Genomic DNA, 25,256 nt, shown 5'->3' on the forward strand with positions numbered 1-25,256 from the left:
TACAGAGGTGCCGTGCCGGTCAACCCCTCGTCCGAGTTCACCTGCGGTGGGGGGAGGGCGCCGGATTGACAAGAAACACCACCACGCCGCCATAGGCCGCCGCGTCGGCCAGCCTGCTTTCCCACGTTTGATCCCACTCACCTCCCTGTACCAGCCCCACCTTGAAGGGGAGGGTCAGCCGCGTCAGCGCCTGCAGGTAGCGCGCGTAGCCGGGCTCAGTGCGGCGGCCACGGTAGGTCTGCACCACCAGCTCGTCGACCGTGCCGGCGAGGGCGTTGAGGGTCGTCACATCGCCGGTGCGGGTCCAGTCCAGCAGGCCGGTGATGCTGATGGCGCAGTCGGCGGGCAGCTGGCTGCGCAGTTTGCGCAGGAAGTCGCCATAGTCCGCCAGCCGGTGGGTGCGGGCATCGAAGTCTATCTGGATGCCGCGCACCTCATTGCCCTTGCGCTGCCAGGCCGCCAGCTGGTTGGTCAGGCTCTTGATAAGGGCCTCATCCCAGTCGAGCCGCTCCACCCGATAGGCGAGCCAGAGCTCCTTTACCGGCAGCTTGCTCGGCGCTATGCCCTGCCCCTGAAAACGTACGGGCTGGCGCGCATCGAGGGGGCCTATCTCCCCCTGATGCAGATAGAGGCGCTCGGCCTGCTGCAGCACCGGCTGGGGCCTGACCCCGGCCCACAGCCAGAACTGGCGGTAGTGGCTCGCCTCGACGGCGGCGCTGGCCTCGGCGCCCAGCAGCGCCAGTATCACCAGTAATATTTGAGCTGTTTGGCCCACTGGCTCGTTCCGTACTGGCGTTTGAGGGTGTTGAACCAGCCCTTGCGCTGACTGAGGGGGATCTCCTGGCTGCCGCAGCTGTTGTTGCCGCTAGGGGCGTAACAGTTGATGGCGCGGTAGAGGGCGTAGGCCTTCTCCTCCTTGGCGGCCTTGGGGTTGGCGATCACCTGTTGATACCAGTCGAGCCGGCTGCGCTGCTGGCCGGCAAAAAGATCCCGGCTGCCCGCCAGGGTGTCGGCCCCCGGCCGCTGCAGGAGCGGATCCCAGTCCAGCCCCTTGCTCAGGAAGAACTCGCCGAGGCAGTTGAGCGCCTTGGGGGATCTGGGGTTGTCCGCCAGGGTGGTGACCACCGCGGTGAGCGCCGGGCATTGATACTCCAGGCTCCCTTGCCAGTCGAACGGGGCGGCCAGCGGGGCCAGCGCCAGATCCTGCAGGAAGCCCCGGTAGTCGCCGTGGGTCAGCTGCTTGTAGCGCAGGGTGTGGCCGGCACGCTGGCGCAGGGTGTCGGAGGCCTGCTCATCCTGCACCATGCGGCGCAGCAGCGGGGCCGGCGCCACGTACTCCAGCAGCGGAATGCGGTAGTGATCGCTCTGGATGGGACTCTCCTTGGCAAACACCTGCTCCAGCCGGCCGGCCCGCTCCAAGGTCATGGCCAGCGCCAGTTGCAGCAGCTGATCCTGCAAGGGGGTGGGCTGGCTGGCGAGCAGGGCGCGCCACTGCTGCTGTGCCTCGGGCAGCGCCTGACTGGCCGCCAGCGCCATGCCCTTGAGCACCTGCTGGCTGAATGCCAGGTTGTCGAGTGGCCCCTTGCCGAGGGCGGGAGCGGCGGCGATGACGGCGGCATAATCCTTGGCCAGATAATAACGCTCGGCCTGCTGCAGGTAGGCGAGCCAGGCCGGGTTGTCGGCAAACTGGGCGCTTTGCTGGGCCAGCTCGCCGTTTTGCAGCGGCTGCCACTCGTCCCAGCTCTCGTGCAGCCGCAGCCGGCGCAGATCCTGCACCAGGGTCAGCTGCGGCATGGCGGCTGAGCCGGTGAAGCCGGGTTGCATCAACAGCTTGAGGTCTATTTCGTTGAGCAGCTCCGGGTTGCCCGGCTGGCGGCTCGCCTGCTGGAACAGGCTGGCCAGCGTCGCTTCGTCCCCCCTGAACCAGGCGAGCCGGCGCAGCAGCCCGTTGGCGGAGGCGAGATAGCGCCCCTCTGGGTAGCGGCTGCGATAGTCGGCGATGAACTGCTCGGCGCGCTGCACGGCGGCCTGGTCAATCTGGTTGCGATCCAGGGTGCCCCAGTCATCGAAGGCGCTGTGCTGGGACTGGTTGAGGGCGACCCGGATCCGCATGTAGTCCGCCGTCTCTTTCAGCCAGGGCTGATCCTGGCCGGCGAGGGCGGCAAATAGCGCATCGGCCTGCGCGAACTCCCCCTGATAGAAGCGCTGGCTGGCGGCCAGGTAGTCGGCAAAGCCCTGGCCGGCGGCCGACAGCGGCGCGGCCTTGTCTTCCGGCGCCGTTTCGGCCTGCTGGGCGCACTGACCCAGCATGGCCAGCCGCTGGCGGGCCAGCTGGCTGCGCTCGTCGGCGCCAAGGGCCGGGGTGTCGACCAGCGCCTGCAGGAAGGCTTCGGCAGAAACGGGGTTGTTGCTGATGCAGCGCCCCTCGCTCCAGCCGGCGGCCCGCTCCAGGGCGGCCTGGGTGGTGTTCTGCTCGATGCCGAGACCGGCGGCCAGCGCCAGCAGGGGATCCGGCACGGCGGGGGCCGGCTCGGCCTGGGTCGGGTTGAGCAGGGCCGGGTTGAGCAGATCCTCGATGGCGAAGGGGAGCGGCAGCGGCGCCTTGGGCAGCGAGAAGGCCTGCTCATCGGCCAGCAGCAGCGCCAGGTTGGTGCGGGTGTCGTTGTCGGGGGAGAGGAACGGCAGCCCGTTCAGGTGGCACTGGGCGGCGGTCAGTTGCAGGGTGAGCGGCGTCTCGCAGCCATCCGGGCCGCAGGCCAGGACGGGCAGGCTGCACAGGGCCAGCCACAGGGGAGTCAGTTTCATGGGCGCTTCCAGCAGGAGTCGGGATGCTGGCACGCTACAAGATGCCTTCACCCCTTTCAACTGACCATAGGGGCAGGTCGGCCGGCGGCGGGCCTACTGCAGGCCGGGCCCTTTGGCCGAAAAGGGGCAGTCGCGCTGCTGGATCAGTTGTTCTCCCGAGCCCGCCGCCCCCTGCCAGTGCAGGGCGAGCTGGCCGAGGCGGCCCAGGTGGCGCAGCTCGAATTCGTAGCGCAGGCAGGGCTCGGCGAGGGGCAGGCTGGCCATGCCGGCCGGCAGCCGGTAGTCGTAGCGCAGCAGGGGGCCGTCTGTCAGCGTGCTGCGGCTGGGCAGCAGCCCTTGTGCCGTGGGGACGGGGGTGGTCAGCCGGCGGCGCAGACTCAAGGGAGCGTCAATCGCCTTCTGATAATGAAGGCCGTTCATGGCCGCCAGCTCCTCTTCCAGCCGCTGCAACTCCCCCTCCAGCCCGCTCAGCGCCGCCCCTAGCTGTTGATGGGCGGGGGCGGCGCAGCCCCCCAGCAGCAGGGTGAGAAGCAAAAGCGGGGCGCGGGTCGGGTGCATGGGCTCTCCTTTGAGCGCACGGATGGGCAGGGCCGGGCTGACTATAGCAGGGTATTGGTGGGCGGCGCGGTGCGCAGCAGGCCGGCGAGCCGCTCCAGCGCCTCGGCGACGCGGGCGTCGGTGGCCGGCTGGCTCAGGCTCAGCCGCACCCCTTGCGGCGCGGCGAACTGGCCGGCGGCGAAGTGTTCCCCGCTCGCTACCCCGACGTCAAGGGCGTTGGCGGCCTCGGCAAACTCCTGGCTGCGCCAGGGCTCCGGCAGCGGCAGCCAGGCGTGCATGGAGCCCGCCTGCCAGCAGGCCTCCGGCAACAGGTGGCGCAGCAGCTCGCCGCGACGTGCCAGGATCTGCCGCTGCTGCTCTACAAGAGGCATGATCTGGCGCTGGCTCACCAGCTTGCAGGCCAGCTCGATGAGCAGCGGGCTCACCATCCAGCTCGACAGTCGCATCGCCTGGGCGAAGGCGCCGCGCAAGTGGGGCGGGGTCAGCACGAAGCCGACCCGCAGGCCGCCGCAGGCGATCTTGGCCAGACTGCCGAGGTAGATGACCCGCTCCGGCGCCAGGTTGACCAGCGGCGTCACCGGCTGCTGGGGCAGCAGGCCGTTGACGTCGTCCTCGATGATCAGCAGATCGTGACGGCGGGCGATGGCGATGATGGCCTCGCGCCGCGCCAGGCTCATGGTGGCTGTGGTGGGATTCTGCAGGGTGGGGGTGAGGTAGAGCAGCTTGGCGCGGCGGGTGTGGCAGGCCGCCTCCAGCGCGTCGGGCAGCAGCCCCTCCTCGTCCATCGCCAGCCCCACCACCTGATTCTTCAGCTGGCGGGCGTTGCCCAGCATGCCGGGGTAGCTGAGCCCTTCGCACAGCAGGGTCTCCCCCACGCAGCCGGTGGCCAGCAGGGAGAGCATGATGCCGTGCTGGGCGCCGTGGCTGAACAGCAGATGCTCCTCGCTGCCCGCCACCCCCTGCTCGGTCAGCCAGTCGATAAAGAGCTGGCGCTGGCCGGGCTGGCCCGCCTCCTTGTCGTAACCGAGCAGGGCGTTGAGATCCCCGTCTGCCACTTCCGCCAGCATGGGGCGGATGATGGCGGCCCGATCCAGCTGCACCGGCAGGTTCTGCCACAACTCGATGCGGTGCCCCTCCTCCTTGCGGATCACCCAGGCGTTGGCCGGATCCTCATGCTCCCCCTTGACCCAGGTGCCATGGCCGACCCGGGCGGCCAGCAGCCCGCGCCGCTCCGCCTCGCCATAGGCGCGGGTGACGGTGCCGACGGTGACCCCCAGCCTGTCCGCCAGCGCCCTGTGGGTGGGCAGCCGGGTCTGGGGCGGCAGAGAGCCGTCCTGAATGGCTTGCTCGATGGCCTTCACCAGCTTGAGGTAGAGGGGGCCGGCGAAGGGGGTGAGGTCCGGGGTCCAGATTGTCATGGTGACAATAAATCCATTGATCGAAATGTATCGGCAATATAGCGTGATTTTGAACCCGATAACAATCAAAAACAGCACATTGTATCGATACAATGTGTGCAGTTCAGGAGTACAAAGATGACGATCGAATGGTATGCCACCCTGTTTGGCTTTGCGGTGCTCACCTGTGGCACGCCGGGCCCCAATAACCTCATGCTGACCGCCTCCGGCGCCAACTTCGGGGTGCGCCGCACCCTGCCCCATCTGATCGGGGTGGCGGTGGGTCAGCCGGTGCTGCAGATGGTGCTGGCGCTGGGGCTCTACCCCCTGTTCGAGCGCTGGCCGCTGCTGCGTCTCGGCTTGCAGATCTTCGGCAGCCTTTATCTGCTGTGGCTGGCATGGCGCATCGCGGTGGCCGGCGCTCCCGGTGATCCGGCCCGGCGCGCCCGTCCGCTGACCCTGCTGGAGGGGCTGGGCTTTCAGTTTCTCAATCCCAAGGCCTGGATGATGGGGATCTCCGCCATCAGTCTGTTCAGCCTGCCCGGTGCCAGCTACTGGCCGAGCCAGTTCGCGGTGATGGCCATGTTCGTGCTGGTGGCGCTGCCGGTCTGCTTCGTCTGGGTGCTGTTCGGTCATCAGCTCAGCAACTGGATCAGCACGGATCGGGGCTGGCGCCGCCTCAACGGCAGCCTGGGGGCGCTGACTGCGCTCTGCGTGGTGATGCTCTGGTACTGAGCCTTGCCAGAGGCCGCATAAAGATGCGAAGAAAGTGCATTTGCGGCCTTGTCTGACGGGCACCGGCTCTGCATATTAGAAGGCTTGTCGCCGAGTCGGTGCCCTGCATCATCAAGAGGTTGAGATGGATCTGAACTGGTTGCTTCCCCTGGCGGGCTTTGCCCTCATCACTTGTGGCACGCCGGGCCCCAACAACATGCTGCTCACCAGCGCCGGTGCGGCCCAGGGCTTTCGCCGCAGCGTGCCCCTGCTGGTGGGGGTGGTGGGGGGGATCAACCTGATGATCCTGGCCACGGCGCTGGGGCTGGGGGTGATGTTCGAACAGGTGCCGCTGCTGCACGACGGGCTCAAGCTCATCGGCTCGGCCTACCTGCTCTGGCTGGCCTGGAAGGTGGCGACCGCCAGCGGCCCGGCCGAGGGTAATCGGCCGCTGATCCCGGCCCATCAGGGGGCCATGCTGCAGCTGCTCAACCCCAAGGCGTGGATGATGGCGCTCTCCGCCATCAGCGGTTTCACCCTGGCGGGGGAGGCCTACTGGCCCTCCGCCATCTGGGTGCTCGCCATCTTCTTTATTACCGGCCTCTATACCGGGGCCTTTTGGGTGCTGTTCGGTGCCCAGGTGCGCCGCCTCATTCGCACCGCCAGAGGCTGGCGTCGTTTCAACCTCGGCATGGGGATCGCTACGGCGGCCTGCGTGCTGATGATCTGGATTTAGTCCGGGCCTGTGCCCGGGCCTTTACCGGCTGTCTTGTTGGCCCTGCGGGGCCTTTTTTATTCCTGGGCGGTGCGATGACGCGCGCCGCCCTCTGTCTGGTTTGCACGATCGATTTACACGATCGGTTCACAGAAGGAGATCCCATGAAATGTATCGGTCTGCTGGGTGGCATGAGCTGGGAGTCCACCGTCAGCTACTATCAGGCGCTCAACCGGGGCGTGCGAGCACGGCTCGGCGGCCTGCACTCGGCGCGGGTGCTGCTGAGCAGCATCGACTTTGCCGAGATAGAGCGGCTGCAACACGCCGGGGACTGGCCCGCCACCGCCCGTCTGCTGGCGGCCGAGGCGCGGGCCATCCAGGCCGGTGGCGCCGATTTTCTGCTGATCGGCACCAACACCATGCACAAGGTAGCGCCCGAGATTGAGGCCGCCATCGACATCCCGCTGCTCCATATCGCCGATGCCACCGCACGTCAGCTGCAAGCGGACGGGATCCAGAGGGTCGGTCTGCTCGGCACCCGCTTCACCATGGAGCAGGAGTTCTACAAGGGGCGCTTGCAGGAGAAGTTCGGGCTGGAGGTGCTGGTGCCTGATGCGGCGCAGCGGGAGCGGGTGCACCGCATCATCTATGACGAGCTGTGTCTCGGCGACATTCGTGACGCCTCGCGGGCCGAGTACCTGGCCATCATCAGCGCGCTGGCCGCTGCGGGCGCCCAGGCGGTGATCCTCGGCTGCACCGAGATTGCCCTGCTGGTGGGGGAGGCCGACGCCGCGGTGCCGCTCTACGATACTACCGCGATCCACGCAGAGGCGGCGGTGAGCCTGGCGCTGGCTTGACGACCATGGCTCTGCTGGCAAGCGGATAAGCCAGAAACTGTCCGGCCGCCGGCTCGGCAGGGCTTGACCTTGCCGCAGGGTTGCTGCATAGGCTGAAGGTCCGCTTTGGCCAACGAGGAGTGACTCATGCAGCGTCGCGATTTTCTCAAACTCTCCACCGCCGTCGGTGTCGCCGGTGCCCTGCCCTGGTGGGGGCGGGCGGTTGCCGCCGAGCGGCCCGCTCTGCCGATTCCTGCGCTGCTGGAGGCGGACGCCAGCGGTATGTTCCAGCTCAGGGCCCAGCCGGGCCAGATGCAGTGGCGACGCCAGCCGACCCGCAGCTGGGGCTACAACGGCAACCTGCTTGGCCCCACATTGCGTGCCCGCCAGGGGCAGGCGGTGCGAGTCCGGGTCGCCAACCAGCTGGCGGAGACCACCACGATCCACTGGCACGGGCTGGAGGTGCCGGGCACCGCCGATGGTGGCCCGCAGGCCAGCATCCCCTCCGGCAAAGAGTGGCAGGCGGCGTTTCGCATCGAGCAGCCGGCGGCCACCTGCTGGTATCACCCCCACACCCACGGACAGACCGGCCATCAGGTGGCCATGGGGCTGGCCGGACTCTTCATCCTCGACGACGAGGAGAGCCTGCGGTTGCCGCTGCCCCAGCGCTGGGGGGTGGACGATATCCCGCTGGTGCTGCAGGACAAGCGGCTCGACGGGCGGGATCAGGTGGACTACCAGCTGGACGTGATGAGCGCGGCGGTCGGCTGGTTCGGTGATCTGATGCTGACCAACGGCGCCGTCTATCCGACCCACGACGCCCCCCGCGGCTGGCTGCGGTTGCGGCTGCTCAACGGCTGCAATGCCCGCTCCCTCACGCTGGCGACCAGCGATGGCCGCCCCTTGTATGTGATCGGCAGCGATGGCGGCCTGCTGGCGGAGCCGGTGGCGTTGAGCGAGCTGGCGCTGCTGCCGGGGGAGCGCTTCGAGGTGATGGTGGATGCCCGCAACGGCCAGGCGTTCGACCTGCTCACCCTGCCGGTGCGCCAGATGGGGATGACCCTGGCGCCGTTCGATGCGGCTCTGCCGCTGCTGCGGATCCGGCCCTCCCTCATCGAGGGCAAGGGGCGCCTGCCGGACAGCCTGGCCCGGCTGCCGGCGCTGCCCGCCACTCAAGAGTTGCCGAGCCGCACCTTGACCCTGTCGATGGATCCCGAGCTGGATCGGCAGGGGATGCAGACGCTGATGAGCCGCTACGGCCACGGCGCCATGGCGGGCATGAGCATGGAGCACGGCGATACGGGCAGCATGGCCGGGATGAAGATGGACGGGCAAGGCGACGGGATGGCCGGGATGTCGATGGCGGGGATGGATCACGGCGACATGGCCGACATGAAGCAAGCGGGCGGCGCGCTGGACTTGCACGGCGGCAACCGGATCAACGGCCAGGCCTTCGCCATGAACGACCCGCAGTTTGCGGTCAAGCGCGGCCGCACCGAGCGCTGGATCATCTCGGGGGAGGGGGACATGATGCTGCACCCCTTCCACATTCACGGCACCCGTTTCCGGATCCTGAGCGAGAACGGTCAGCCGGTGGCCCCTCATCGCGCCGGCTGGAAGGATATCGTCAAGGTGGAGGGCGGGCGCAGCGAGGTGCTGGTGCGCTTCGATCACACGGCGCCGAAGGAGCGGGCCTACATGGCTCACTGCCATCTGCTGGAGCATGAAGACACCGGCATGATGCTCTCGTTCACGGTGGAAGAGTGAAATAATGGCCCGTTCGGGGCCATTGTTTTTTACTGGTCAGATCTCACTATCTGGCTGCGCCGCATACCCCTCGGCATAAAAGCGTGTAAAATTGCGCCCTGAATTTTCCGGCCGGCGCACGCCGGCCGCGACTCCTTACACGCAAGGCTGACATTGTGACAGAAGTAGATAGATTCGCGGACATTCGCCCCTACCGCGATGAGGAAGTACCGGCAGCCATCGAGCGGCTGATCCGGGATGATGAATTCATCGGCGCCATCGCCAAGTATCGCTTCGGCTCCCTGATGAGCTGGCTGGGCTGGGCCATTCGCCCGCTGATCCGCCAGTTCCTGCGCTACAAGTGGTCCAAGGTGACCACCATCCATCAGGTGCAGATGGGGGTGACCCGCTACATGAGCCGGATGATCGCCACCTCCACCCAGGGGGTGACCTTCTCCGGGCTTGAGCATCTGAAAAAGGAGCAGGGCTATCTGTTCGTCTCCAATCACAGGGACATCGCCATGGATCCGGCGTTCGTCAACTGGGGTCTGCACACCCATGGTTTCGATACCGTGCGCATTGCCATCGGCGACAACCTGCTGCGCAAGCCTTGCGCCACCGAGCTGATGAAGCTCAACAAGAGCTTCATCGTCAAGCGCTCCGCCAAGGGGCCGCGGGAGATGATGAAGGCGCTCGGCGAGCTGTCTGCCTACATCGGCCAGTCGGTGCACGAAGGCCACTCCATCTGGATTGCCCAGAAGGAAGGGCGCGCCAAGAACGGCGATGACAAGACGGATCCGGCCATCCTCAAGATGTTCTACGTGGACGGCAAGAAGCAGAAGATCGAGTTCGTCGACTACATGCGCAGCCTCAATATCGTGCCGGTCAGCATCAGCTATGAGCTGGATCCCACCGACAAGGCCAAGGCGCGCGAGCTGTACGAGAAGTCCATCAACGGCAGCTACGAGAAGGGCGAGTTCGAGGACATCGAGAGCATAGTCGCCGGCATCGTCGGCCAGAAGGGGCGGGTACACGTCTCCTTCGGCGCCCCCATCACCGAAGGCTTCAGCGATCCGGACGAACTGGCGGCGCTGATCGACAAGGCGATCTGGGGCAACTACCGCCTCTTCCCGGGCAACTACCTGGCTGCGGATGTGGCAGGCCACGCCAATACCATCGAACAGGCCGCCTTCCTGAGCCGTCAGTCGGAGGTGCCGGAAGAGCACAAGGCCATCTGGCGTGCCATGTACGCCAAACCGGTGGAGAACGCCGCCAAGGCTTGAATGACACCGGTTTTGACCAGGTGATGCGAAAAAAACGGGAGCTGATGCTCCCGTTTTTGCGTCTGGTCAAAGTCGCCGGCAATGGAGTAGTGAATAATATTGTTTCAGCTGGTACGATCACCCGGCGAACGCGCTTGCCCCGCTTGGCAAGCCGAGGATGAGTGTGTAACAGTGCACTCACCACGCCGGACAGAGCCATGGCTCCATCCCGGTCTGCACGGATAGCAGACGGTGTGACACAAGGACCTTCAACGGGTCCTTTTTCATTTTGCGGCTAAGATGTCGCCTGAATACACCTAAGGAAGCGCCATGATCACCGGCAGTCTGAATACCTTGCAGCGTACGCCGCTGCCCGCCCCGCTCGACCGCATCCTGGTCGAGGTGGTGCAAAGCGTCGACCGGTGGCGGCATGCCCCGCTCGGCAAGCAGGAGGTCGACGGCCTCAAGCTGTTCTGCCTGGTGAGCGAAGAGCTGACCGAGCCGGCGGCGGATCGCCGTGGCGAGTTCCATCAGCAGTACCTGGACATCCAGCTGCTGCTCGCCGGCGAGGAGTGGATCGGGGTCGGCCCGCACACCTACGCGAGCGAAGGGGCGGATCACCCCCATCCCGATCTCTGGTTCGTCGACGATGAACAGACCAGTTATCTGGCGTTGCAGCCCGGCGACTTCGCCATCTTCTGGCCGGGAGAACTGCATCGCCCCCTCTGCACCCCCAACCCGCCGGCCAAGGTGAAGAAGCTGGTGGTCAAGGTGCACCGGGATCTGCTGGCCGGCCTGTAACCGCTGGCGCAGCCTGACTGAGACGAGTGGCCGGAATCGTCCGGATTTGCACTTAACATATTGAAAAATTGGGCGCACTTTCCTGCGACCATAAGCCCCCGGCAGGGGAATCCCATCCATGTTGGATGACACGACACTGTCGGCATAAAGCCGAAGCACAGGAAGATGTAGAACATGAGCAAGTTGGTATTGATCCTTAACTGCGGTAGCTCTTCCCTGAAATTTGCCGTAATGGACGCCGAAACAGGTGAGGACATGCTGTCCGGCCTGGCCGAATGCTTCAATCTGGATGATGCACGTATCAAATGGAAACTCCACGGGGTCAAGGGCGAGGCCATGCTGGGCGCGGGTGCCGCGCACCAGGAAGCCCTCGACCACATCGTGGGTCACATCCTGCCGCAGGATCCGACCCTGGCCGAGCAGCTGGTGGCCATCGGCCATCGCATCGTGCACGGCGGCGAGCAGTTCTCCCGTTCCGTTCGCATCGATGACAGCGTGATCGCCGGCATCGAAGCCGCCATTCCGTTCGCTCCCCTGCACAACCCGGCGCACCTGATCGGCATCCGTGCCGCCCTCAAGGTCTTCCCGGCGCTGGCAGAGAAGAACGTGGCCGTGTTCGACACCGCCTTCCACCAGACCCTGCCAGAGGAAGCCTACCTCTACGCGCTGCCCTACAAGCTCTACAAAGAGAACGGCATCCGTCGTTACGGCGCCCACGGCACCTCCCACCGCTTCATCGCAGAAGAGACCGCCAAGGCGCTGGGCAAGCCGCTCGCAGAGCTCAACATCATCAACTGCCACCTGGGTAACGGCGCCTCCGTCTGCGCCATCCGTGGCGGCGAATCCGTCGACACCTCCATGGGGCTGACCCCGCTGGAAGGGCTGGCGATGGGTACCCGCTCCGGCGACATCGACCCCGCCGTGGTCTTCTTCATGCACGACCAGCTCGGTTACAGCGTGGAGCAGATCAACCACACCCTGACCCGCGAGTCCGGCCTGCTGGGCATGACAGAGGCGAGCAGCGACTGCCGCTACGTCACTTCCAACTACGCCACCGACGCCGGTGCCAAGCGCGCGCTGGACGTGTTCACCTACCGGGTGGCCAAGTATGTCGGTGCCTATGCCGCCGCCATGGACGGTCGTCTGGACGCCCTGGTATTCACCGGCGGTATCGGTGAGAACGCCGCCATGGTGCGCGAGATGGTGCTGGATCGTCTGGCCCTGTTCGGCTTCAAGGTCGACAAGGAAGCCAACAACGCCGCCGTGCTGGGCGGCGAGGGCCCCATCACCGCCGAAGGCAGCCGCTTGGCGCTGGTGATGCCCACCAACGAAGAGCTGGTCATCGCCCGCGATGCCCTGAGCCTGGTCGGCTAACGCCCCTCGCTCCCAGACAACGCCCGGCCCCTGCCGGGCGTTGTCGTTTGTGGGCCGGTGCCCATTTGACATGGGGTGGCAGATACGTACCCTGACCGCAGTTTCACGCACAGGAGGATGGGATGAAGGAGACGATTTTTCGCTGGCTGGCCGGGCTCGGACTGGAGGTGACCGGCATGACGGGGCTGGTGATCGCCCTCGGCTTCATCGTGCTCACCTCGCTGGTGCTGCACATGCTGCTGCACCGGGTGTTGCTGGTGCGGCTGGTGGGCGTGCTCGGCAAGACCATGCAGGTGTGGCTGCCGCCCCAACTGCAGCAGCGGCTGTTCTACCGGCTCGCCTTCGTGCTGCAGGGGGCCGTGCTGCTGGGGCAGGCCGAGATCTGGCTGCCGCGCGACTCCGAAAGCCTGCAGCTCATAGAGACGGTGGCCCAGCTCTGGATCCTGCTGTTCCTGCTGCTCTCCCTGTTCGCCCTGCTCGACTGCCTGCTGTCGGTGAGCCGCTATACCCGGCTCGGGCGGGATCTGCCCCTGCGTGGCATCTTCCAGGGGGTGAAGCTGGTGGGCAGCATCCTGGTGGGCATCCTGATGATCGCCCTGCTGCTCGGCAAGTCACCGTTGTTCCTGTTCAGCGGCCTGGGGGCCATGACCGCGGTATTGATGCTGGTGTTCAAGGACCCCATCCTCGGCCTGGTGGCCGGTATCCAGCTCTCCGCCAACCGCATGCTGAGCGTCGGCGACTGGCTGCAGATGGACAAGTACGGCGCGGATGGCGAGGTGACCGACATCGGCCTCACCACGGTCAAGGTGTCGAACTGGGACAAGACCATCACCACCATCCCCACCTATGCCCTCATCTCCGACTCATTCAAGAACTGGCAGGGGATGACAGAGTCGGGCGGGCGGCGCATCAAGCGCAGCGTCAACATCGACATGACCAGCGTGCGCTTCCTGACGGCGGACGAGCAGCTGCAGCTCAAGCAGGCCCAGCTGCTGGCGCCCTATCTGAGCCGCAAGGAGCAGGAGCTGAGCGCCTACAACCAGCAGCTGAGCGACGCCATCAGTTGCCCCATCAACGGCCGCCACCTCACCAACCTCGGCACCCTGCGCGCCTATCTGGACGCCTACCTGCGCGCCCACCCCGGCATTCGCAAGGACATGACCCTGATGGTGCGCCAGCTGGCACCGACCACGGACGGCCTGCCGCTGGAGATCTACTGCTTCACGGCGACCACCGCCTGGGCCGATTACGAAGGGATCCAGGCCGACATTTTCGACCACATTTTTGCCATCATCGAGCAATTTCATCTGCGGTTGCACCAATCTCCCACAGGTTACGATATGCGCGCCTGGCAAAAGGGGTGAACGGCCATCAGACAAGGGCTGGCGGCGGATAAAAAAAGCGATATTAATCGCTGACCCGCCGCCACTTGTCAGTTGAAATTTGCCCGGCAGAGGAGAAAAATGGCGGCCTTCTCTTCGCCCCCGGATCGCCTGCCGCTCCCGGGTCAGCCCAGAGTCTTGAACCACGTCATCCATTACAGGAAAGTTATGAAGCTCCTCCACACTACTGCGGCCGCGCTGTGCTGCAGCCTCCTCTTGGGCGCCGCGCCTGCGCTCGCTGTTGAATACGCCCTGCCTGCGGCCAACAGCCGCCTGGTGGGTGAAAATCTGGAATACGTGGTCCCGGCCGAAGAAAACGGCCAGCCGCTGGAGGCCGCCGCCGCCAAATTCCAGCTGGGGCTGACCAACATGCTGGAGGCCAACCCCAAGGCGGATCCCCTGCTGCTGCAGACCGGCGAGAAGCTGATCGTGCCGCACCAGCTGATCCTGCCGGATGCGCCCCGTGAAGGCATCGTGCTGAACGTGGCCGAGATGCGCCTCTACTACTACCCGAAAGGCAAGAAGGTGGTGGAAGTGCTGCCCATCGGCATCGGCCAGCTTGGCACCGACACCCCGGAAAACTGGGTGACCAGCGTGCAGCGCAAGAAAGCGGGCCCGACCTGGACCCCGACCGCCAAAATGCATGCCGAATATGCCGCCCGTGGCGAGACCCTGCCGGCCGTGTGGCCGGCCGGCCCGGACAACCCCATGGGGCTGTTCGCGCTCTACATCGGCAAGATGTACGCCATCCACGGCACCAACGCCCAGTTCGGCATCGGCCTGCGGGTGAGCCACGGCTGCGTGCGCCTGCGCAACGACGACATCGAGTACCTGTTCAAGAAGGTGCCGGTCGGTACCCGCGTGCAGTTCGTCAACCAGCCCATCAAGGCCAGTGTCGAGCCGGATGGCCGCCGCTACCTGGAAGTGCATCAGCCGCTCTCCCGCAATCAGGAGGAGTTCAACTCCAGCCTGCCTGCGCCGCTGCCGATGACCCCGGCGGTGACCCGCTTCATCGCCCACGCCGACAGCGACTCCCAGCTGGTCAAGCAGGCGCTGGAGCAGCGCAGTGGCATGCCGATCGCGATCAACCGCTGATTGGCACCTGCCGAGATGGCCCCGACTTCTGGTCGGGGCTTTTTTTTTGCCGCCGTGGCGGGATCGGGCCCCTGAACGTGCCTGGTGGATAAGCAGTTGCTGCGTCAGGATAAAATCTGGCGGAACGGCGCAAAGCTGGTCTGTTGGTTAAAGATGAAACGTTTGTATTGTGTTTTCTGTTTGTTAAAAAAGGTTGAGGTCATGGGATCTGCTGATTAAGCTAGGGCGGTTTTTTAAGGAAGAGTCCGTCGTCAGAACGGGCACACACGTCACATAACGGAGTTTTGAATGACAGCCAGCACACCCATGCTCATCACCTTTCTGGTGTATATCCTCGGGATGGTCCTGATCGGCTTTATCGCCTATCGCGCCACCCGCAACTTTGACGACTACATTCTCGGCGGCCGCCGGATGGGGAGCTGGGTGACCGCTCTCTCCGCCGGTGCCTCCGACATGAGCGGCTGGCTCCTGATGGGCCTGCCGGGCGCCGTCTTCATCGGCGGCATCTCCGAGAGCTGGATCGCCATCGGCCTCACCCTGGGCGCCTATCTCAACTGGCGCTGGGTCGCCGGCCGGCTGCGGGTGCATACCGAGAAGAACCGCAACGCCCTGACCCTGCCGGACTACTTCACCTACCGCTTCGAAGACAAGAGCCGGGTGCTGCGCATCCTCTCCGCCCTGGTGATCCTGCTGTTCTTCACCATCTACTGCGCCTCCGGCGTGGTGGCCGGTGCCCGCCTGTTCGAGAGCACCTTCGGCATGAGCTATGACACCGCCCTCTGGGTCGGTGCCGCGGCCACCATCACCTACACCTTCTTCGGCGGCTTCCTCGCGGTGAGCTGGACCGATACGGTGCAGGCCACCCTGATGATCTTCGCCCTGATCCTCACCCCGGTGTTCGTCATCATCGCGGTGGGCGGCATCGACACCGCCATGGTGCAGGTGGCGGCGCAGAACGCCGGCAACCTCGACATGTTCAAGAACCTGGACTTCATCGCCATCATCTCCCTGATGGCCTGGGGCCTGGGCTACTTCGGCCAGCCCCACATCCTGGCGCGCTTCATGGCGGCGGACTCCCACCACTCCATGACCAATGCCCGTCGCATCAGCATGACCTGGATGGTGCTGTGCCTCGGCGGCGCCGTGGCCATCGGCTTCTTCGGCCTCTCTTACTTCTCCACCTTCACCGAGCAGGCTGGCGGCGTGACTGCCAACCCTGAGCGGGTCTTTATCGAGCTCTCCAAGATCCTGTTCAACCCCTGGATCGCCGGCGTGCTGCTCTCCGCCATCCTGGCGGCGGTGATGAGTACCCTCAGTTGCCAGCTGCTGGTCTGCTCCAGCGCCATCACCGAGGATCTCTACAAGCCGTTCCTGCGCAAGAACGCCTCCCAGCAGGAGCTGGTGTGGGTCGGCCGCGCCATGGTGCTGGTGATCGCGCTCATCGCCATCGCCGTCGCCATGAACCCGGAAAACCGGGTGCTGGGGCTGGTGAGCTACGCCTGGGCCGGCTTTGGTGCCGCCTTTGGCCCCGTGGTGCTGCTCTCCGTGCTCTGGTCGCGGATGACCCGCAACGGCGCCCTGGCGGGCATGCTGGTGGGCGCCCTGACCGTCATCGTCTGGAAGCAGTTCGGCTGGCTGGGGCTCTATGAGATCATCCCTGGCTTCCTCTTCTCCGGACTCGCCATTGTCGTCTTCAGCCTGCTGGACAAGGCCCCCTCCAAGGCCATGCTGGAGCGCTTCGACGACGCCGAGCGCGAGTTCCAGACCCCGCCGGATGCGATTGGTCAGCCGGTTACGGTCAACTGAGTTGGCTACTGCCGATAACAAAAAGCCCCGCAATGCGGGGTTTTTTTTATGGCACTTAGTTGGGCATAGCCTGCGGTGCGACTGGTGTAGATCAGGCCGGTCGGCAAGGGTCTCTGCTCAGCCTTGCGCGGCGAGCCAGCGCTGCAACTGATGCACAAACAGCGTGGGCTGCTCGATGAGGTAGAGGTGGCCGACATCCACCACCTGCAGGCGCTGGCAGGTGGGGATAGCATTGCCAAGTGCCTCGCACACTTGCGCAAACAGCGCTCTGGTCTGTGCGCCCCGCACGATGCAGGTGGGCACGTTGAGCGCGGCAAGGCGCGACGGCGACCAATCCGGCCGCTCGCCCTGGCTCAGTTGCTTGGGCAGGCTTGCGGCCTCCGCCAGTTGGGCCTGCTGTCACTTGAGGGGTTGTGCGGCAAAATAGCCCGGGTGCCCCCCTGAGCCATCAATCAGGGTGGCCACCGCCTCTTGCAACTGCCCAGCTTCAACCTGACCAAACACGCGGCCGAACATGGCGCCGGCATCGGCCATAAAGGCGGCGAGCCCCTGCTCGTCAAGCACTCCCGGGCAGCCCGGCTCCACCAGATAGAGGCTTCGGACGTGCTCCCGCGCTTGCAAGGCGGCTGTCAGCGCCACACCCGCGCCATAAGACCAGCCGACCAGATGGACAGGCCCGCACGGCAACTGCTCCAGCAGGGCAAGCAGATCGCCGGCATGGGTCTCAAGACCGAAAGGCCCTTCTTTGCCCGCCTCACCAAAGTGGCACAGGGTGGGGGCATAGACGGTGTAGTGCTGTGAGAGCTGCTCGATATGTTCGAGCCAGAGGTATGGTTGGCCAGCGCGCCATGGATCAGCAGCAGCGGCTCACCGGAACCGGCCTACAGGCAAGGCATTGGGCTGCCATTGATGATAAAGGTGTGAGTCTGTGACTGCATATCAACGCCTCCTCGGCGTGTCGTAGTAGCGGGAGAATATATAGCAAGGGCCTTGCGGCCACTAATAGGGCCGCAACAAGTGCTCATAGGTTGGCGATAGCCGTTATATTAAGCTGCGATTATTGTTTTGCAACGCGGAGATAACAGCGTTCGATGTAGAGTCTTCCGGGGCGGAAGGGAATGAAATTATTGGTTATGAGTTTTGTTAGCGGCCAAAAAATTATCCCCAAAAGCCTTTTTTCTCATGTATCATCGTTTTTTTGATGAAATCTGTCTTGTTTTTTCGTCTATCGGACTCTTTTATCAGTTCCATCACCACATTACCAGAACTGATGTAGGTACGGATATGATATTGGTCAGTTTCGTAACATCTATCGAATAGACCCTTGAATATATCCCTTCAGGTCGAGTAATACTTCATGCATTGTTTCTCAGTGCCGAACATCACCCCGTAGTTTCCAACAACAAGCGCATGAGTTATTTGCTTACGCTTTCCATTTTCATCTTTCGCTTTGGCTATCTGTTCTACATCCAGCACCACTAATATGAGGTCATTTTCCATAGGAGATCCATACACTCATAACGCCTAGTCTAAGAGGCTGGCAAAAAATTACAAACGACTCAAACACAACAACTGTAATCCACTCGGCCCATCAGGAATGTAAATGCCGCACGTTTAAAGCAACTTTAAATGTATCTGTTAAAGCTTACATCTTGTCAGTATTAACTTTAATTCATCTATTGATAAAGGTGGACTTTTAGTATGAAGCATTGCGTGGCAGTTAGGGCAAACTGGTACCAGGTCTTTAGTTGGCTTAATCAAATACTTTTCTGAAATTCCAGCCAATGGCTTGATGTGGTGTACATGTATGAAATCTTTACCAATCTCCCCGTAAACCTCTAAAAACGAGAAGTTGCATACTTTACATCTATAGCCATGTTTATCTAGACAAGCTTTCCTAGCCTTTAAGCATCGCTCATAAAAATTAACTGTAACTTGTTTTTTAGAACCTTCGGTGAAAATACTATTATCTTCTATTTCACCAGTAAAATTTCTGTCTGGTTCAACGTTCTGACGCCATGCATAGTCGGGAACAGTTGATAAGCGTCGTTGAGCTTCATCGAGATTTGATTTTGTGAATAGAGACCTGAATTCTGGCTTAAGGATAGAATACTCCATCGATAAATCAGGACGCCCAACTTCTATCAAGGTTTGAAATCCACCTTGAATTTTATCTATTTTTGATAATGCATTTTTTGCATGTGCCACTGCCCCGTTCTTTCTTACAGAACGAAGGTAGTAATTAGCCCAATACCCAGTGGTTCTACCCACGACTGTATAGAGATGCTCCAATTCATGCTGAAATGATTCTTCTTGGTTCATAATTCCTCATGAGTGCTGGTGGTAATTATATGAAAGATTGTGCTAATTAGAGTGTTGGGGTTTTCGTATAACGTTTTTTAGACGTTATAGGCACTTCTTGATATTTGATTACATTGCCAACTTGGATTAGGTCTACGAGCCGTATATGAATGTTTTTCTCTCTTTTTTACCTTTGTTACTGTAAAGGCAAAAATAAGGAAATCAGTGGATTCCTATTTTTAACGAGGCATAGACGACATTGTCGTACCATGGTGATATCTAAATGACAAGTGTTTCTTTTTATTTCTAAAACCTAATCTCCACCGACTCTGCACTGCGCTTTGCCTCACCGTGATAAACCGCTTCGATATTATTGCCGTCCGGGTCGAGCACAAAGGCGGCGTAATAGCCAGGGTGATAATTGCGCTCGCCGGGGGCGCCGTTGTCCTGGCCGCCATGGGCCAGCGCTGCCTGATAGAAGCGATCCACCATGGCTCTGTCTTGTGCCTGAAAGGCGAGGTGATGGCGGCCGGTCAATGCTCCCAGCGCCGCCGGGCTGTCGATGGCGGTGACAAACAGCTCGTCTGCCCAGAAGTAACCCTCACCGGCGCCGCCTATGGGAATATCGAGGGCGGCCAGTGCGGCTGTGTAAAAACGCTGGCTGGCAGCCAGGTCTTGCACCACCAGCTGGAGATGGTCGATCAGCCGACCGCGATGCAGAGTTTGTGTTTCCATACACCACCTTGCTTTGCATGTTGTGGATGAATCGCCGACTGGCCCCTTGCTGTGAGCGGCAGGGGTTGGCAAGCCGATGACATGGCTACCGCCCCTGAATTTCAGCTTCCAGTGTGCTGCTTGTTACCTGCGAGAGGGTTGGCATGGCTCATGGGGGAGACTCCGACGAGGCGAATGTTGCCATTTGGCCATAGTAACGCCCCTTGGATGGGGGAAAAGGGGGCTGTGAGTTATTTCTGAGCAAGATCAATAAATTGATAGATATGGCGTGAGCAGAGGGGGCGGGCAGGAGAAGGCGGCGTGGATGCCGCCGTCCCCAAGTGATCGGTTTCTGGATTAGCGCTGCGTGCAGGTGAGAGTTGGCTGGCCGACACGCTCCAGCCTGGCTTCGCCCCCCTTGGTAAAGAGGGTGAGGTTTTGCCCTTCATAACGAGCACCGCTGGCGCTGGGGGTTTCATAGGCGAGCACCTGCAGCGGGTCAGTACCCTCACCCTCGTCCAGGTTGATCACCGCGGCGGGCCGCTTGGCCTCGTTGTAGAAGTAGGTGGAGAGAGTGACGTTTTTGCCGCACAGGTAGTTCACCGGTGCCGGCACCATCAGCTGGCCCCCTTTTATCTGCAACTCGGTGATCCGCAGCTGGTAGCTCTCTTCCACGCACTGGCGCAGATCGCCCGCCTTCCAGCAGTCGTTGCGCCCCTTGAGCCAGCCGCGCTGGATGGCGCGCTCGGTTTTCTGCTGCTCGGGTGAGAACGCGGCAATTGCCTTGGGGTAGAGGGCCGCCAGCTCGTTATCCAGCGCCGCCAGCGCGGCATCCTTGCAGATCAGGGTTTCGGCGGCGCCTTTCGCCTTGGCGCAATCGAAGGAGGGGGTGGCAGCGGTGGCCAATAAAGGGGCAAACAGCAGAGTGGCAAGCAAGGTCTTGTTCATCGAGGGGGCTCCAGCAAGGGGGACCCGGCTACTAAAGCACAATGGCGCTGGGCCGCCGAGCATTTTTTGCGCCGGGCGGCCCCAGACAAGGGGAGGGAGATCAGGCCAGCGCCAGGGACTGGCGGGCGCGCCACAGCCGCTCGTGGAAGAAGAACACGACGGTGTTGATGGCAGGCTCGATCATCGCCATCACGCCGCCGGTGAGCAGCTCGCCGCTCAGCAGGTAGGCGACGCCGAAGGCCACCGAGAAGTGCACCAGGGCGAAGCTGCTGGTCTTGGCCTGCAGGCTGTGGTGGGGCTTGAGCTTGTGCCAGCCGAGATCGTGGAAGTAGAAGGCGACCGTGTTGACGGCGGGTTCGATCAGGGCGATCAGGCTGGCGGTGAGCAGTTCACCGGTCAGCAGGTAAGCCACGGTGAAGGCCACGGTGAAGTGCAAAACGGCAAAGCTGATGGTCTTTTTCATGATGGCGGCTCCCTCTGGTGATGAGCAGAGTATCCCCCGAAACCCCACTAAATGAAAACTATTCTCATCTAATGGTTGGATAGGGAGGGCCTATCAAGTGAGAACACCCTCACCGGATTGGGAGTTGCCTGGGGCCACAGCGGCGTTAGAGTGAGCCTTTGCCATGAAAAAGGAGCTTTCATGCATATGAATATCAACGCCACCCTGATGGGGCAGTTCATCCTGTTGCTGATGATCATCGTAGGGGTACTGGCCTATTGGCTGGCTCGTCGCAGAAGCGAGCGCCCCGCCCTGATCGCCACCCTTTGCGCTTTGCTCTCCCTGTTTCCACCCTTGGGTCTGTTGGCCCTGCTGTTGCTGGTCTTGCACCTGGACAGATCCTCCGGCCCCTGATTGCCAGCCAGGGCACTCGAGCTGCCCGCCGATCCTGCCAATAAAAAGGGCCTGCAGTGGCAGGCCCTTGGCGGTGTGCGAGTGATGCAAGGCGTTACGCTTCAACCTTGTTGAGCCACTCGACCTTGTACTGGGCGCCGGCGCCCTGGGCCAGTTTGGCGCACAGAGGTTTGAGGAAGGCTTCAATCTGCTCGTCCAGCAGCCAGGGGGGGCTCACTATCAGCATGCCTGAGCCATTCATACCCCAGTCGGCGGTCTGGCCGGCCACTTCCAGCTCGGCGACCAGGACGTTGCCGAAGTTCTCCCGCTTGATGGCGCGCAGCATGTCGCGGGATTTGTCCGCCTCCTGGCCGAGGATGGGATACCAGAGGGCGTAGATGCCGGTGGCCCAGCGTTTTTGCGCCTTTTTCAGGGTATCGACCACCGCGAAGTAGTCTTCTTTGAGCTCATAGGGGGGGTCGATCAGCACCAGGCCGCGGCGCGGAGTGGGTGGCAGCAGGGCCACCAGCCCCTCGAAGCCATCACGATGGTGCACGGCGACGCGGGGGTCGTAACCCATGTTGGCGCGCAGGTCCTCCACCTCGTTGTTGTGCAGCTCCATCAGTGCCAGCTTGTCCTGCTCGCGGGCGAGGCGACGGGAGAGCTCCGGCGAGCCGGGGTAGTAGTGCAGCTGACCATCGACATTCATATCGGCGATGACGTCCAGATAGGGGGCCATGGCAGACCACTGGGCTCGCTCATCCCACAGTCGGCCAATGCCATCGGCATATTCCGCCTTCTTCTGGGACCAGTCGCCGCGCAGGTCGTAGAGACCGCCGCCGGCATGGGTGTCCAGCACGATGAAGGGTTTCTCCTTCTTCTTGAGGGACTCGATGATCAGGGCCTGGACGGCGTGTTTCAGCACGTCGGCGTGGTTGCCGGCGTGAAAGGCGTGGCGATAACTCAGCATATTAGGTCTCTGAGGGGGCCCTGCTGGGCCCCCAGTAACGATAGATAGTTCAACAGGTTGCGGCTGTCGCCGCGAAACAGGGTGAGGCTGCGCAGGGTCTGCAGCAGGACCCCTTGTTGCAGGCGCTCCAGCTCCAGCTCGTGGGCCAGCATGGCCTGATACTCCTGCTCGCCGAGCCGCGCCTTGGCGCTCGAACGCAGGGTGCGCCAGGGGCCGAGCACCGCCTCGGTCTGCACCAGCGCCGGTTGCAGGTCGGTGAGATCCACCGGGATGCTGCTCTGATCCAGCCGGTGCAGCAACAGGGCCAGATTGACGTTGCCCCCCAGCGCCTGCACGCTGAGCCAGTCCTGGCTGCGCGCGCCGTAAACCTCACCGCTCCAGTGCCAGAAGTCGAGTGGGCCTGGCAGTTCGTGGGCGGAGATCCGCTCGCTCGTCATCAGCTGTTCGTCACGCAAGGAAGGCCTGCTCCATGGTTTCCAGCTCCTCACTGAGGCTCATCCAGTCCAGCTCCACCCCTTCCAGCTCCTCCTTGATGGGGCCCTGGGACTTGAGCAGCTCGGATAGCTTCTGCTTGGCGCTCTCTTCATAGATGGCGGGATCGGCCAGCTGCTCTTCCACCGCGGCCAGCTTGGCCTGCAGCTTCTCCATGCTGGTTTCGAGCTTCTCCAGCTTCTGGCGCAGTGGTCGGGTCGCTTGCCGGAACTCCGCCTCGCGCCGCTTCTGATCCTTGCGCGCCACCGCCGAGTTGGCGGAGACGACGCCGTCGTCCTGTTTGGCGTTGGCCTCTTTCTCCTGCTCGCCGAGCCACTTGTGGTAGTCGTCCAGATCGCCGTCGAAGGCCTCGACCCGGCCACCGTGCACCAGATAGAAGTCATCTGTGGTGGTACGCAGCAGGTGACGGTCGTGAGAGACCACCACCATGGCGCCCTCGAACCCTTGCAGCGCCATGGTCAGGGCGTGGCGCATCTCCAGATCCAGGTGGTTGGTCGGTTCATCCAGCAGCAAGAGGTTGGGTTTTTGCCAGGTGATGAGGGCCAGCACCAGCCGCGCCTTCTCGCCACCGGAGAAGGGGGCCACCTTGTCCAGCGCCTTGTCACCGTGAAAACCAAAGCTGCCGAGGTAGTTGCGCAGCTCCTGCTCGGTCTTGTCCGGCGCGAGGCGTACCAGATGATCGAGGGGTGAGTCGTCCAGGCGCAGGGTCTCCAGCTGATGCTGGGCGAAGTAGCCGATGCTCACCCCGGCGCTCACTTCCAGCTTGCCGGAGAGCGGCGGGTTGGAGCCGGCCAGCATCTTGATGAAGGTGGATTTGCCGGCGCCGTTGCGACCGAGCAGGCCGATGCGCGAACCCGGTACCAGGTTGAGTTTGATCTTCTCCAGGATCACCTTGTCGCCGTAACCGGCGCTGAGGTTTTCCATGGCAATCAGCGGGGTCGGCAGGGCCGACGGCTCGCGAAACTCGAAGCTGAACTCGGAGTCGGCGTGGGCGGGCAGGATCTTCTCCATCCGCTCCATGGCCTTCAATCGGCTCTGGGCCTGGCGCGCCTTGGAGGCTTTGTAGCGGAAGCGGTCCACATAGGATTGCATGTGGGCCATCTCCCGCTGCTGCTTCTCGTACATGGACTGCTGCTGGGCCAGGTGTTCGGCGCGCTGCAGTTCGAAGTCGGAGTAGCCGCCGCTGTATTCGTTGAGCTTGCCGTTCTCGATATGGATGATGCGAGTCACCACAGAGTCGAGGAAGTCGCGGTCGTGCGAAATCAAGACGAGCGTGCCCTGATAGCCCTTGAGCCACTTCTCCAGCCAGATGACGGCGTCGAGATCCAGGTGGTTGGTCGGTTCATCGAGCAGCAGCAGATCGGAGCGGCAGAGCAGCGCCTGGGCGAGGTTCAGGCGCATGCGCCAGCCACCAGAGAAGCTGCGCACCGGCGAGCCGAGCTGCTCGTCGCCAAAGCCGAGGCCGTGCAACAGCTCGGCGGCGCGAGCGCGGATGCTGTAGGCACCTATGGTGTCGAGCTTGCCGTGCAGCTCGGCCACCAGCAGACCGTTATCATCCCGCTCGGCCTGGGCCAGCTCGGCCTCCAGCGCGCGGAACTCCTTGTCGCCGTCGATCACGTAGTCGAGGGCGGAGCAGTCCAGCGCCGGGGTCTCCTGTGCCACCCCGGCAATCTGCCAGCCGGCGGGTAGGCTGAAGCTGCCGCTGTCGATGGCCAGCTCGCCCCGTACCAGTGCAAAAAAGGTGGACTTGCCACAGCCGTTCTTGCCCACCAGACCCACTTTGTGGCCGGGGTGAATGGTGGCGGATGCGTTGTCCAGCAGCTTGCGGCCGCCGCGGATCAGTTCGATTTGACTGGCAACTATCATGGATTGGTCTGCTTGGCTCAAATGGAGGAGAAAAACTGGCGCGGATCTTACGTGAAATGGCGCCGGTTTGCACTTTAGGTACGGGCCTGCTACTGGCTGGCACCACAAAAACATGTCATAACAGAACTATCAAACAGTATGACGGTGGAGGCTAGCATGCTGCATATCAGGGACATCATGACGACCCGGGTCGCCACCGTATCCATGGACGACAGGTTGAGCGTCATCAAGGAGATCTTCGAGCAGGCCCACTTTCGCCATCTGCTGGTGCTGGAAGAGGAGGAGCTGGTAGGGGTCATCTCCGATCGCGACCTGTTTCGCGCCATCAGCCCCTATCTCGACTCCGAGGCCGAGATGAGCCGCGACACCGAGACCCTCAATCGGCGCGCTCACCAGATCATGAGCCGCCACCCCATCACCATTGCCCCCCAGCTCACGGTGCGGGAAGGGGTCAAGCTGATGCTGGAGAAGAACGTCTCCTGCCTGCCGGTGCTGGAAAACGGCGCCCTGGTCGGCATCATCAGCTGGAAGGATCTGCTGCGCGCCGCCCTCGACAGCGACGCCTTCTAGCCCGCCGGCGCGGCTTGCAAGAGAATGAAAAAGGGCTCCGCGGAGCCCTTTGTTGTTGGTCACAGGCGC

General features: G+C 62.9%; 26 protein-coding genes. 12 read left to right on the forward strand and 14 right to left on the reverse strand.

Annotation, left to right across the window (positions count from 1 at the left end; translation table 11 throughout):
- Window positions 1-37 precede the first annotated feature (37 nt).
- The 4 genes from AB5Y81_RS19685 to AB5Y81_RS19700 form a co-directional block, all read right to left on the reverse strand.
- On the reverse strand, window positions 38-775 hold the full coding sequence (locus AB5Y81_RS19685; protein ID WP_279485284.1) for a DUF3142 domain-containing protein: 738 nt from the start codon (window positions 773-775) through the stop codon (window positions 38-40).
- Entirely contained in the window at window positions 745-2,805 is a 2,061-nt protein-coding gene (locus AB5Y81_RS19690; RefSeq protein ID WP_279485285.1) for a hypothetical protein, read from the reverse strand. Before AB5Y81_RS19690 ends, AB5Y81_RS19685 begins: the two co-directional genes overlap by 31 nt.
- Before the next feature lie 93 nt (window positions 2,806-2,898).
- On the reverse strand, window positions 2,899-3,363 hold the full coding sequence (locus AB5Y81_RS19695) for a hypothetical protein (protein WP_010636216.1): 465 nt from the start codon (window positions 3,361-3,363) through the stop codon (window positions 2,899-2,901).
- 41 nt (window positions 3,364-3,404) lie between these two features.
- Window positions 3,405-4,781, reverse strand: a complete 1,377-nt coding sequence (locus tag AB5Y81_RS19700) for a PLP-dependent aminotransferase family protein (protein WP_279485286.1) — start codon at window positions 4,779-4,781, stop codon at window positions 3,405-3,407.
- Window positions 4,782-4,898: 117 nt separating this feature from the next.
- On the opposite strand from AB5Y81_RS19700, the gene AB5Y81_RS19705 reads away from it, so the two are divergent.
- From AB5Y81_RS19705 to putP, 10 genes are all read left to right on the forward strand, one after another.
- On the forward strand, window positions 4,899-5,495 hold the full coding sequence (locus AB5Y81_RS19705) for a LysE family translocator (protein ID WP_005304811.1): 597 nt from the start codon (window positions 4,899-4,901) through the stop codon (window positions 5,493-5,495).
- 124 nt (window positions 5,496-5,619) lie between these two features.
- Entirely contained in the window at window positions 5,620-6,210 is a 591-nt protein-coding gene (locus AB5Y81_RS19710; RefSeq protein WP_024941670.1) for a LysE family translocator, read from the forward strand.
- A gap of 143 nt (window positions 6,211-6,353) precedes the next feature.
- Window positions 6,354-7,046: an aspartate/glutamate racemase family protein gene (locus tag AB5Y81_RS19715; RefSeq protein ID WP_279485287.1), complete on the forward strand. Its 693-nt coding sequence runs from the start codon at window positions 6,354-6,356 to the stop codon at window positions 7,044-7,046.
- 126 nt (window positions 7,047-7,172) lie between these two features.
- Window positions 7,173-8,792: a multicopper oxidase CueO gene (cueO, locus tag AB5Y81_RS19720; protein ID WP_368146771.1), complete on the forward strand. Its 1,620-nt coding sequence runs from the start codon at window positions 7,173-7,175 to the stop codon at window positions 8,790-8,792.
- Window positions 8,793-8,947: 155 nt separating this feature from the next.
- Window positions 8,948-10,054 carry a 1-acyl-sn-glycerol-3-phosphate acyltransferase gene (locus AB5Y81_RS19725; RefSeq protein ID WP_010636222.1) on the forward strand — a complete coding sequence of 369 codons (1,107 nt, stop codon included), beginning with the start codon at window positions 8,948-8,950 and terminating at the stop codon, window positions 10,052-10,054.
- Window positions 10,055-10,363: 309 nt separating this feature from the next.
- Complete coding sequence (locus AB5Y81_RS19730; protein ID WP_005304798.1) at window positions 10,364-10,834, forward strand: YhcH/YjgK/YiaL family protein; 471 nt, start codon at window positions 10,364-10,366, stop codon at window positions 10,832-10,834.
- 174 nt (window positions 10,835-11,008) lie between these two features.
- Window positions 11,009-12,208, forward strand: coding sequence for an acetate kinase (locus AB5Y81_RS19735; protein ID WP_123247351.1), 1,200 nt, complete (start codon window positions 11,009-11,011; stop codon window positions 12,206-12,208).
- Between the two features lie 122 nt (window positions 12,209-12,330).
- Entirely contained in the window at window positions 12,331-13,572 is a 1,242-nt protein-coding gene (locus AB5Y81_RS19740; RefSeq protein WP_019840872.1) for a mechanosensitive ion channel family protein, read from the forward strand.
- A 186-nt stretch (window positions 13,573-13,758) separates the two neighbouring features.
- Window positions 13,759-14,685, forward strand: a complete 927-nt coding sequence (locus AB5Y81_RS19745) for a L,D-transpeptidase family protein (protein WP_005304791.1) — start codon at window positions 13,759-13,761, stop codon at window positions 14,683-14,685.
- Window positions 14,686-14,973: 288 nt separating this feature from the next.
- Window positions 14,974-16,491, forward strand: coding sequence for a sodium/proline symporter PutP (gene putP / locus AB5Y81_RS19750; RefSeq protein ID WP_279485289.1), 1,518 nt, complete (start codon window positions 14,974-14,976; stop codon window positions 16,489-16,491).
- A gap of 117 nt (window positions 16,492-16,608) precedes the next feature.
- Here the strand turns inward: putP and AB5Y81_RS19755 are convergent, their stop codons facing one another.
- From AB5Y81_RS19755 to AB5Y81_RS19785, 7 genes are all read right to left on the reverse strand, one after another.
- Window positions 16,609-16,794: an alpha/beta hydrolase gene (locus AB5Y81_RS19755; RefSeq protein WP_279485290.1), complete on the reverse strand. Its 186-nt coding sequence runs from the start codon at window positions 16,792-16,794 to the stop codon at window positions 16,609-16,611.
- Between the two features lie 96 nt (window positions 16,795-16,890).
- Window positions 16,891-17,304: an alpha/beta fold hydrolase gene (locus tag AB5Y81_RS19760; RefSeq protein WP_338630216.1), complete on the reverse strand. Its 414-nt coding sequence runs from the start codon at window positions 17,302-17,304 to the stop codon at window positions 16,891-16,893.
- A 525-nt stretch (window positions 17,305-17,829) separates the two neighbouring features.
- A complete protein-coding gene (locus AB5Y81_RS19765; RefSeq protein WP_279485291.1) occupies window positions 17,830-17,991 on the reverse strand; it encodes a hypothetical protein in 162 nt (53 codons plus the stop codon).
- A 138-nt stretch (window positions 17,992-18,129) separates the two neighbouring features.
- On the reverse strand, window positions 18,130-18,813 hold the full coding sequence (locus AB5Y81_RS19770; RefSeq protein WP_279485292.1) for an HNH endonuclease: 684 nt from the start codon (window positions 18,811-18,813) through the stop codon (window positions 18,130-18,132).
- A gap of 285 nt (window positions 18,814-19,098) precedes the next feature.
- Window positions 19,099-19,527, reverse strand: coding sequence for a VOC family protein (locus AB5Y81_RS19775; protein ID WP_219326063.1), 429 nt, complete (start codon window positions 19,525-19,527; stop codon window positions 19,099-19,101).
- Between the two features lie 336 nt (window positions 19,528-19,863).
- Window positions 19,864-20,454, reverse strand: a complete 591-nt coding sequence (locus AB5Y81_RS19780; RefSeq protein ID WP_279485293.1) for an MliC family protein — start codon at window positions 20,452-20,454, stop codon at window positions 19,864-19,866.
- 100 nt (window positions 20,455-20,554) lie between these two features.
- Complete coding sequence (locus AB5Y81_RS19785) at window positions 20,555-20,917, reverse strand: DUF2061 domain-containing protein (protein WP_005304770.1); 363 nt, start codon at window positions 20,915-20,917, stop codon at window positions 20,555-20,557.
- 186 nt (window positions 20,918-21,103) lie between these two features.
- Between AB5Y81_RS19785 and AB5Y81_RS19790 the strand changes: the two genes are divergently transcribed.
- On the forward strand, window positions 21,104-21,310 hold the full coding sequence (locus AB5Y81_RS19790) for a hypothetical protein (RefSeq protein ID WP_026139273.1): 207 nt from the start codon (window positions 21,104-21,106) through the stop codon (window positions 21,308-21,310).
- A gap of 94 nt (window positions 21,311-21,404) precedes the next feature.
- Here AB5Y81_RS19790 and AB5Y81_RS19795 read toward each other — a convergent pair whose 3' ends face one another.
- From AB5Y81_RS19795 to AB5Y81_RS19805, 3 genes are read right to left on the reverse strand one after another with little or no spacing between them, the layout of a single operon-like run.
- Window positions 21,405-22,259 carry a 23S rRNA (adenine(2030)-N(6))-methyltransferase RlmJ gene (locus AB5Y81_RS19795; RefSeq protein ID WP_124251071.1) on the reverse strand — a complete coding sequence of 285 codons (855 nt, stop codon included), beginning with the start codon at window positions 22,257-22,259 and terminating at the stop codon, window positions 21,405-21,407.
- Window positions 22,253-22,714, reverse strand: a complete 462-nt coding sequence (locus tag AB5Y81_RS19800) for a DUF2390 domain-containing protein (RefSeq protein ID WP_279485294.1) — start codon at window positions 22,712-22,714, stop codon at window positions 22,253-22,255. Before AB5Y81_RS19800 ends, AB5Y81_RS19795 begins: the two co-directional genes overlap by 7 nt.
- Window positions 22,707-24,617, reverse strand: a complete 1,911-nt coding sequence (locus tag AB5Y81_RS19805; protein ID WP_279485295.1) for an ABC transporter ATP-binding protein — start codon at window positions 24,615-24,617, stop codon at window positions 22,707-22,709. The genes AB5Y81_RS19800 and AB5Y81_RS19805 overlap by 8 nt, the downstream gene beginning before the upstream one ends.
- Window positions 24,618-24,773: 156 nt before the next feature.
- Between AB5Y81_RS19805 and AB5Y81_RS19810 the strand changes: the two genes are divergently transcribed.
- Window positions 24,774-25,187, forward strand: coding sequence for a CBS domain-containing protein (locus AB5Y81_RS19810; protein ID WP_005304756.1), 414 nt, complete (start codon window positions 24,774-24,776; stop codon window positions 25,185-25,187).
- Window positions 25,188-25,256 lie beyond the last annotated feature (69 nt).

Source organism: Aeromonas sp. s2 (assembly GCF_040907935.1).
Classification (GTDB): domain Bacteria; phylum Pseudomonadota; class Gammaproteobacteria; order Enterobacterales; family Aeromonadaceae; genus Aeromonas; species Aeromonas dhakensis.

Bases quoted from the DNA above. Each gene is read 5' to 3' on its own strand.
- AB5Y81_RS19710 (WP_024941670.1), top strand. From the start codon at position 5,620: ATGGATCTGAACTGGTTGCTTCCCCTGGCGGGCTTTGCCCTCATCACT.
- AB5Y81_RS19785 (WP_005304770.1), bottom strand. From the start codon at position 20,917: ATGAAAAAGACCATCAGCTTTGCCGTTTTGCACTTCACCGTGGCCTTC.
- AB5Y81_RS19690 (WP_279485285.1), bottom strand. From the start codon at position 2,805: ATGAAACTGACTCCCCTGTGGCTGGCCCTGTGCAGCCTGCCCGTCCTG.
- AB5Y81_RS19715 (WP_279485287.1), top strand. From the start codon at position 6,354: ATGAAATGTATCGGTCTGCTGGGTGGCATGAGCTGGGAGTCCACCGTC.
- AB5Y81_RS19795 (WP_124251071.1), bottom strand. From the start codon at position 22,259: ATGCTGAGTTATCGCCACGCCTTTCACGCCGGCAACCACGCCGACGTG.
- AB5Y81_RS19730 (WP_005304798.1), top strand. From the start codon at position 10,364: ATGATCACCGGCAGTCTGAATACCTTGCAGCGTACGCCGCTGCCCGCC.
- AB5Y81_RS19705 (WP_005304811.1), top strand. From the start codon at position 4,899: ATGACGATCGAATGGTATGCCACCCTGTTTGGCTTTGCGGTGCTCACC.
- putP (WP_279485289.1), top strand. From the start codon at position 14,974: ATGACAGCCAGCACACCCATGCTCATCACCTTTCTGGTGTATATCCTC.
- AB5Y81_RS19790 (WP_026139273.1), top strand. From the start codon at position 21,104: ATGAATATCAACGCCACCCTGATGGGGCAGTTCATCCTGTTGCTGATG.
- AB5Y81_RS19740 (WP_019840872.1), top strand. From the start codon at position 12,331: ATGAAGGAGACGATTTTTCGCTGGCTGGCCGGGCTCGGACTGGAGGTG.
- AB5Y81_RS19695 (WP_010636216.1), bottom strand. From the start codon at position 3,363: ATGCACCCGACCCGCGCCCCGCTTTTGCTTCTCACCCTGCTGCTGGGG.
- AB5Y81_RS19780 (WP_279485293.1), bottom strand. From the start codon at position 20,454: ATGAACAAGACCTTGCTTGCCACTCTGCTGTTTGCCCCTTTATTGGCC.
- AB5Y81_RS19775 (WP_219326063.1), bottom strand. From the start codon at position 19,527: ATGGAAACACAAACTCTGCATCGCGGTCGGCTGATCGACCATCTCCAG.
- AB5Y81_RS19735 (WP_123247351.1), top strand. From the start codon at position 11,009: ATGAGCAAGTTGGTATTGATCCTTAACTGCGGTAGCTCTTCCCTGAAA.
- AB5Y81_RS19745 (WP_005304791.1), top strand. From the start codon at position 13,759: ATGAAGCTCCTCCACACTACTGCGGCCGCGCTGTGCTGCAGCCTCCTC.
- cueO (WP_368146771.1), top strand. From the start codon at position 7,173: ATGCAGCGTCGCGATTTTCTCAAACTCTCCACCGCCGTCGGTGTCGCC.
- AB5Y81_RS19810 (WP_005304756.1), top strand. From the start codon at position 24,774: ATGCTGCATATCAGGGACATCATGACGACCCGGGTCGCCACCGTATCC.
- AB5Y81_RS19765 (WP_279485291.1), bottom strand. From the start codon at position 17,991: ATGGAAAATGACCTCATATTAGTGGTGCTGGATGTAGAACAGATAGCC.
- AB5Y81_RS19805 (WP_279485295.1), bottom strand. From the start codon at position 24,617: ATGATAGTTGCCAGTCAAATCGAACTGATCCGCGGCGGCCGCAAGCTG.
- AB5Y81_RS19770 (WP_279485292.1), bottom strand. From the start codon at position 18,813: ATGAACCAAGAAGAATCATTTCAGCATGAATTGGAGCATCTCTATACA.
- AB5Y81_RS19700 (WP_279485286.1), bottom strand. From the start codon at position 4,781: ATGACAATCTGGACCCCGGACCTCACCCCCTTCGCCGGCCCCCTCTAC.